The sequence below is a fragment of the Nitrospiria bacterium genome, from assembly GCA_035498035.1.
Classification (GTDB): Bacteria; Nitrospirota; Nitrospiria; order JACQBZ01; family JACQBZ01; genus JACQBZ01.
Genome location: DATKAN010000059.1, coordinates 1 through 6,072 on the forward strand (window position 1 = coordinate 1; position 6,072 = coordinate 6,072).

Sequence of the window (6,072 nt, forward strand, 5' to 3'; positions counted from 1 at the left end):
TGCGCATTCGGGTCTCCCCCGCCTTCCCCTGTCCGGCCAATTGAGCCCCGCCGAGGAGGGCGAGTGGTTCTTCCGGAGCGTCCAGTTCTTCAACGGCGGTCCCTTTAACCCGAATCCGGTGACCTGCCAGACCTGTCACACGGACGGGGCCTCCGACAACATCACGGTCGGCCGGCAGCCTCAGCCCATGTTCGGCCTTGGAAGCACGGGCCCGTATTTCTGGCAGGGGACGAGCACCAACCTGCTCGGCATCATTCGTGGCACCTTCACCCACCACGGCAAGATCGGCGGCACGATCATGAACAACGCCGATTTCCGGATGCAATCGTTTCTCAGCACCTTCGCCGCGCCGACAAGCGTCTACCTGGGGCCGAATGGCGTGATGAGTTCCGCGGCCCAGACCGGGAAGGCCCTCTTCGAGGGGGCCGGCGGCTGCACCACCTGCCACGCCGCACCGAATTTCATCCCGTTGCCGCCGAATCCGCTCACCATTTCCGGCGGCGTCGGGACCGGCCTCGCGCCGGTCAACGTGCCGACTCTTCGAGGGGTGTGGGCCACCGCCCCGTATTTGCACGACGGCCGGGCGGCGACCCTCCGGGAGGTGTTCCTGCACGACGCCCCGGCCGATGTCCACTCGAACCTGACCCAGGGCTTCACCGACGCCGAGCTCGATCAGCTCGTCGCCTACCTGAACTCGCTTTGATTCTTTCGTATCGGCTCTTTACCAGCCCGTTGGAAAACACCCTGGTCCGAACGTGTCTGAACGGAAGATCATGGTCAAGATCACCGAACAATGGGATGCCGCTCCCGATAAGAACCGGAACCCTTGTAATGATCATTTCGTCGATGCAATCGTCTTTTAGGAAGCCCTGTATCACTTTCCCGCCGTCCACATAGATATTCGAAAAGCCTTCCTTGGAAAGATATTTCAGCAGCGCCCTCGGCTTCATTGAAAGAACGGTGGCTTTTCCTCTTAACTTCTCCGGTATGTGTTTAATGGTCTTGCTTAGCACGAAGACTTTCTTATCATAAGGCCAGGAGGGAAAGGTGAGGGCTTTTTCAAAGGTCCCCCTTCCGGTGACGACCGCGTCGATCTTCGCTATAAATTTCCGATAGTCGTCTCTCACGGGTTTCTCGAATTGGACCAGCCAATCGAGGTCCCCATCTTTTCTTGCGATGAAGCCGTCGAGACTTGTCCCGATGTAGACGATCGTTTTCATATCGCGATGGTTCTATGAATACCGCAAATGGCGGCTAGGGCACAACAGAAGATTCGACCCTTTACAGCGGGCGCTCACTTTTCCGTTTTCACCTGAACCGAGCGCTGTCGACCCGCCAGGGCGAGACCGACGCCTCCAAGAATGACGATCGCCGATGCAACGAGTCGAAGCGAAACAGGTTCCGACAGAAAAAGCACCCCGCCCGCGGCCGCCAACACCGGCACGGCCAACTGCACCGTTGCCGCACGCATGGCCGTCAGCCCCCTTAAGGCGGCATACCAGACGACATAGCCCATCCCGGAAGCCAGCGCTCCCGACAGGACGGCCAGGGAGGCGCCCTCCGCGGATACGTGGAGATCCCGGAGCATGACCAGGTTGACTCCGAGGGCGGGGGGCACGGCGTGTACAAAGTTACGCGTCGTGTCGGCGAGGGGAGAGGGGGCTCCGCGTCCGCGGAGCGAGTAAATCCCCCAGGCGATGCCCGCGACCGCCATCAGCGAGGAACTGGTCGGGGACGGGGCCGTCAGGCCCGGAAAAACCAGGCAGACCAGTCCGCCGATGGCGAGGATCAGCCCCGCCCATTCCAGTTGATGCGGCCGCTCGCCCGATCGAAGCGCCGCAAGGATCATGGTCGCCTGCACGGCGCCGAACAAGATCAGCGCGCCTGTTCCCGCGCTCAGACCGATGTAGGCGAAGGAAAAAGGCACGGCGTAGGCAAACAAAAGGATCGCCGAGACCCAGCGGCCGCAGGGCGTGAAGGAAGCCTTCTCCTTGAAGATGGACATCACCAACAGCAGGGTGAAGGCGCCAGAGGCCAGCCGGATGGTCGAGAAACTAGCCGCGTCGATCGTGGCCGCGCCGAGCGCCAAGCGGCACAACACCGAGTTCGCGGCGAAGGCCACGAGGGCGAATGCCGTGTACAAAAGCGTTTTCATTTGGATGGCATTTTATCACAATCGCGGGGACGGCAAGCCCTCGGCTCCGGCGGGGTGAATCAGGACGGGGCGCGATTCGCCCTCCTTCTCCCGAGGGAGGCTCCCAGCGCTGCGGTCAGGAGGGCCGGAATAGAAAATATCCCGAGGACAACGAGCCCTATGGGAAACATGCTCCCCAAACCTTGCGTGAGAAACATCCAGACGCCTTGCGCCGCGAAAGGAGTTACGGCCCATCTCCACGGCTGCTGCGGTTCGACGTACGCCAGGACCGCCGCCACGACACAAATGACCGGAATGCCATAGATGAAGTACAGCTCTGAATCCCACGCCTCACGATGATGGGAGACCCCTGACAGTACGATCCATACTAATGCCCCGCCGGCCGCCGCGATCCCGATGAGCCAGTAATCCTTCTTCACGCGATCACCGTTGCTGTATTTACGTCAATGCTCCCGGTCAAAAGCTCGCTCCGCTCCCGGCTCCGGCGCGGGGTGGATCAGTAGCGGCGTCGGCCTCCCGGTCCTCCTCGCTCTCCCCGTCCTCCTCCCCCTCGATCTTCGCGGGGACGGGCTTCATTGACGTTGACCGCCCTCCCTTTTAAATCTTTTCCGTTCATGCCCTCGATCGCCGCCTGCGCCTCCGAAGCGGTGGGCATTTCCACAAACCCGAAACCTCTCGACGAACCCGTGAACTTATCCTTGACCACCTCGGCCGTTTCGACTTTTCCGAACGCCTCGAAGGCCTGACGCAGATCTTCATCCATGACGTCGCGCGATAAATTGCCCACAAAGATTTTCATCGGTTCTCCTCTCCTGTTAAGGTACGGTTGATGATACTCAAATCCGAGCCGCCGCGCAAGGCCCTCCAAGCCCCCGGCTCCGGCGCGGGTTGGGCCGTTAATGAACAATACGGAGAGATTTATTTTTTGCCGGGCCTGCCGTCCTCATCTCCGCCCCAGACCTTTGAAAACGCCTCCGGTTAAAATCCCACCGTGACCCGTGTCCCATCCGTCACAATCGGACGCTTGATCAGCCGGCCTTCCGATGCGAGCCGTTGGATGATCGCAGGCGGCGGCAGCGTCCTGACCTTCTCCTTCATATTGAGGGCGCGATACGGCACGCCGCTGCGATTCAGAAAGTCGGTATAGGGCCGGCCGCTCCGGTCGATCAGCCCGCTCAACTCTTTTGCCGACGGCGGCGACGGGGTGATGTCGATCTCATTCACCGTGCGTCCGAGCTTCGCCAGGAACCTTTTCGCGTTGACACAGGTGCCGCATTTGGGATAGGCGAATAAGGTAAGCACGCGGGCGCTCATTTATTCACCTCGGCCAGGAAAATCGCCCCGTACCGGGCGAGCTTCTTCGGCCCGATCCCGCTGATCCGAAGCAGTTCCTCTTCCGTGGAGGGCCGCTGCGCCGCCATGGCGAGCAGGACCCCATCGCTGAAGACGATGTAGGCCGGAAGGCCCCTCTCATCCGCCAGGCGCTTTCGCAATACCTTCAGGCGGGCGAACAACGCGCCGGCCGCGTCGGGCATCTCATCCGACGGAACGGGGATCCGCTTTCTGCTTCGATGAACCGGGCGACCCGCTGCCGCGGACGGAAGCCTCTCCAGCAGGTCCCACTTTCCGCAGACATCGCACGAGGCGCCGCAAGGAGCGAGGGTCTCGCCGAAATAGGAGACCAGACTTTGATGCCGGCAGGAATGGCGTTCGGCCCAGTTGAACATCTCCCGCGTCTGCGCCTTCACCCTGTTTCGGAGTCGATCATCAGTGAGGTCGTCCAAAAACCGGTCGTAGCTCAAGACCTCCGACCAGGAATAAAAGAGGATGCAATCGCTCCCCAGCCCGTCCCGACCGGCGCGCCCGATCTCTTGATAGTACCCCTCGATGCTCTTCGGCATGTCGCGATGGATCACATAGCGGATGTTCGATTTGTCGATCCCCATGCCGAAGGCCACCGTCGCCACCATCACCTCGACATCGTCCCTTTGAAAAGCCTCTTGCGATCGGGACCGAAGGTCGTTCTCCATCCCGGCGTGATAAGGCAAGGCCCGAACGCCGCGCGACGTCAGAAACGCGGCGGTCTGCTCCACGCTTTTTCGGCTCAGACAATAGATGATCCCCGACTGTCCGGCGCGGGATAGAACCAGCCGCAGAATATCTTCCTTGGTCTCTCTTCCGTTTCCCTTCTTGTACACATGGAGACGGAGATTCGGTCGAAAGAACGATCCGCGAAAGCGGAGTGGCGCAACCATCCCCATCTGTCGGATGATATCGACCGAGACCTCCTCGGTCGCGGTCGCCGTGAGCGCCAGGACCGGAACATCCCCGAAGCGGGACTTCAGCCCCGAGAGGTTTCGATAGGAGGGCCGGAAGTCGTGGCCCCATTGGCTGATGCAATGGGCCTCATCGACCGCAATGAGACGGATCCGACAGGTTGACAAAAAATCAAGGAGAGGACCCTCCAAGCCCTCCGGGGCGGCATAGACCAGATCGTACTCCCCCGCCGATAATCCCGCCATGCGCTCCCGACGCTCCGAAGGGGTTAAACTTGAATTGATAAAGGTCGCCCGGATTCCGATTTCCGTCAGGCCGTCGACTTGATCCTTCATCAAGGCGATCAACGGTGAAATCACGAGGGTCGTCCCGGAAAGGATTCGGGCCGGGATCTGATACGTCAGCGACTTGCCCGCCCCGGTCGGCATCACCCCGATACAATCCCGCCCCGAAAGAACCGCACGGATAATCTCTTCCTGCCCCGGTCGAAACGAGGGATAGCCGAAGGTTGACTGTAAGATTTCCTGAGGCGTTGTCGATGGGAGCTCAATTTGGGGAGGGACGGAGGACGACAGCCGCTTGAGGGAAGTGATCAGAGCCGGACTGAAGAGCCGCGGTTCCGCCCGGAAAAGGTCCCGCAGTCGATCGAGCCGCTCATCGAAGGATCGACCGATCTTGGGATCGTCGGCCGTCTCCGAGGCGGCAAGACGCGCCAAGGCCTCCACCTCCTGCGCCACCTGATCTTTGGACCATTGTAGAGACATCGAGCGAGAGCTTAAAGGAGAAACGGAAAAAACACAAGGGGATAAAATCTTCCGGTCAGGTATCCCGGCAGGCCTGGAGCCATCGGCTCCGGCGCGGGGAAGGTCGGTTTCTCACAGCCATCGCCGCACACGGGACTTGTATTGCAGATATTCCCGGCCGAACTTCCGCTCGAGATATCGCTCCTCGCGAGAAATAACGTAGATTTGAACCAGCAACAGCAGCGCCGGAAGCAGTAGAAGCGGCCAAACTAAATTCAGCCAGAATGTCGCTCCCAAATATAGAAGTGTCAATGCAACATAAATCGGATTCCGGCTGAAGCGAAACGGCCCGTCGGTAACAACCGCGGTCGACGGTCTGACCGGAATGACGCTTGTCCCGGCACGCCAGAAGGTTAGAATGCTCCAGACTTCCAGCGTCACCCCGGACAATATGCAAGCGATTCCCGCGTTCCGGCCGACGGCAGACGGCAGCATGGGAACAGGCCAAATGCGCTGCAGCAGCAACCCGCCGATAAAAACGAAGGCGTACAGGAGCGGGGGCGGGAGAAAAACACCGGAGTGGTCCCGCAGGTTTCTATTCTTGCCGTCGGCCATGCCGAAAAACTCCTAAACGAAGCCCGTGAACTGCCTAACGACTGCGGCCGCGTCCGCGCGCCCCCGCACCGCCCCCGGCTCCGGCGCGGGGGAAGAATGTTACTTGTCCCGCCGTTCCAGAATGTTCGCGATGCGACCGAGCTGGTTCTCGATTCCTTCCAGGCGTTTTGTGATTTGATCCCAGGGCTGGTTGAATCGCATCCGACGCATGACAAAAAACCATACAATAATGAAAATGAGAAAGGGTCCCCAGGTTTCGAGGAATGTAACCAAGAAACCCAT

The 6,072-nt window shown here is 60.2% G+C and carries 9 protein-coding genes; 1 reads left to right on the forward strand and 8 read right to left on the reverse strand.

Annotation, left to right across the window (positions count from 1 at the left end):
- On the forward strand, positions 1-703 hold a 703-nt coding region (locus VMN77_11565), incomplete at its 5' end, for a hypothetical protein (protein HTN44422.1).
- On the opposite strand, the gene VMN77_11570 is transcribed toward VMN77_11565, so the two are convergent.
- The 8 genes from VMN77_11570 to VMN77_11605 all read right to left on the reverse strand — a co-directional run.
- The gene (locus VMN77_11570; GenBank protein HTN44423.1) at positions 654-1,220 is read right to left on the reverse strand and encodes a dihydrofolate reductase family protein; all 567 of its coding nucleotides are present in this window, start codon (positions 1,218-1,220) and stop codon (positions 654-656) included. The genes VMN77_11565 and VMN77_11570 overlap by 50 nt on opposite strands.
- A 74-nt stretch (positions 1,221-1,294) precedes the next feature.
- The gene (locus VMN77_11575) at positions 1,295-2,155 is read right to left on the reverse strand and encodes a DMT family transporter (GenBank protein HTN44424.1); all 861 of its coding nucleotides are present in this window, start codon (positions 2,153-2,155) and stop codon (positions 1,295-1,297) included.
- Positions 2,156-2,214: 59 nt separating this feature from the next.
- Positions 2,215-2,574: a hypothetical protein gene (locus VMN77_11580; GenBank protein HTN44425.1), complete on the reverse strand. Its 360-nt coding sequence runs from the start codon at positions 2,572-2,574 to the stop codon at positions 2,215-2,217.
- 77 nt (positions 2,575-2,651) lie between these two features.
- Entirely contained in the window at positions 2,652-2,954 is a 303-nt protein-coding gene (locus tag VMN77_11585; protein ID HTN44426.1) for an RNA-binding protein, read from the reverse strand.
- Between the two features lie 179 nt (positions 2,955-3,133).
- Positions 3,134-3,457, reverse strand: a complete 324-nt coding sequence (locus tag VMN77_11590; protein HTN44427.1) for an ArsC/Spx/MgsR family protein — start codon at positions 3,455-3,457, stop codon at positions 3,134-3,136.
- 8 nt (positions 3,458-3,465) lie between these two features.
- On the reverse strand, positions 3,466-5,148 hold the full coding sequence (locus VMN77_11595) for a RecQ family ATP-dependent DNA helicase (GenBank protein HTN44428.1): 1,683 nt from the start codon (positions 5,146-5,148) through the stop codon (positions 3,466-3,468).
- Between the two features lie 159 nt (positions 5,149-5,307).
- A complete protein-coding gene (locus VMN77_11600) occupies positions 5,308-5,790 on the reverse strand; it encodes an isoprenylcysteine carboxylmethyltransferase family protein (GenBank protein HTN44429.1) in 483 nt (160 codons plus the stop codon).
- A gap of 99 nt (positions 5,791-5,889) precedes the next feature.
- Positions 5,890-6,072, reverse strand: a 183-nt coding sequence (locus VMN77_11605) for a hypothetical protein (GenBank protein HTN44430.1), incomplete at its 5' end; no start/stop codon positions are given.

Coding starts and splice junctions, on each gene's coding strand:
- VMN77_11600 (HTN44429.1), bottom strand. CDS start 5,790: ATGGCCGACGGCAAGAATAGAAACCTGCGGGACCACTCCGGTGTTTTT.
- VMN77_11575 (HTN44424.1), bottom strand. CDS start 2,155: ATGAAAACGCTTTTGTACACGGCATTCGCCCTCGTGGCCTTCGCCGCG.
- VMN77_11570 (HTN44423.1), bottom strand. CDS start 1,220: ATGAAAACGATCGTCTACATCGGGACAAGTCTCGACGGCTTCATCGCA.
- VMN77_11585 (HTN44426.1), bottom strand. CDS start 2,954: ATGAAAATCTTTGTGGGCAATTTATCGCGCGACGTCATGGATGAAGAT.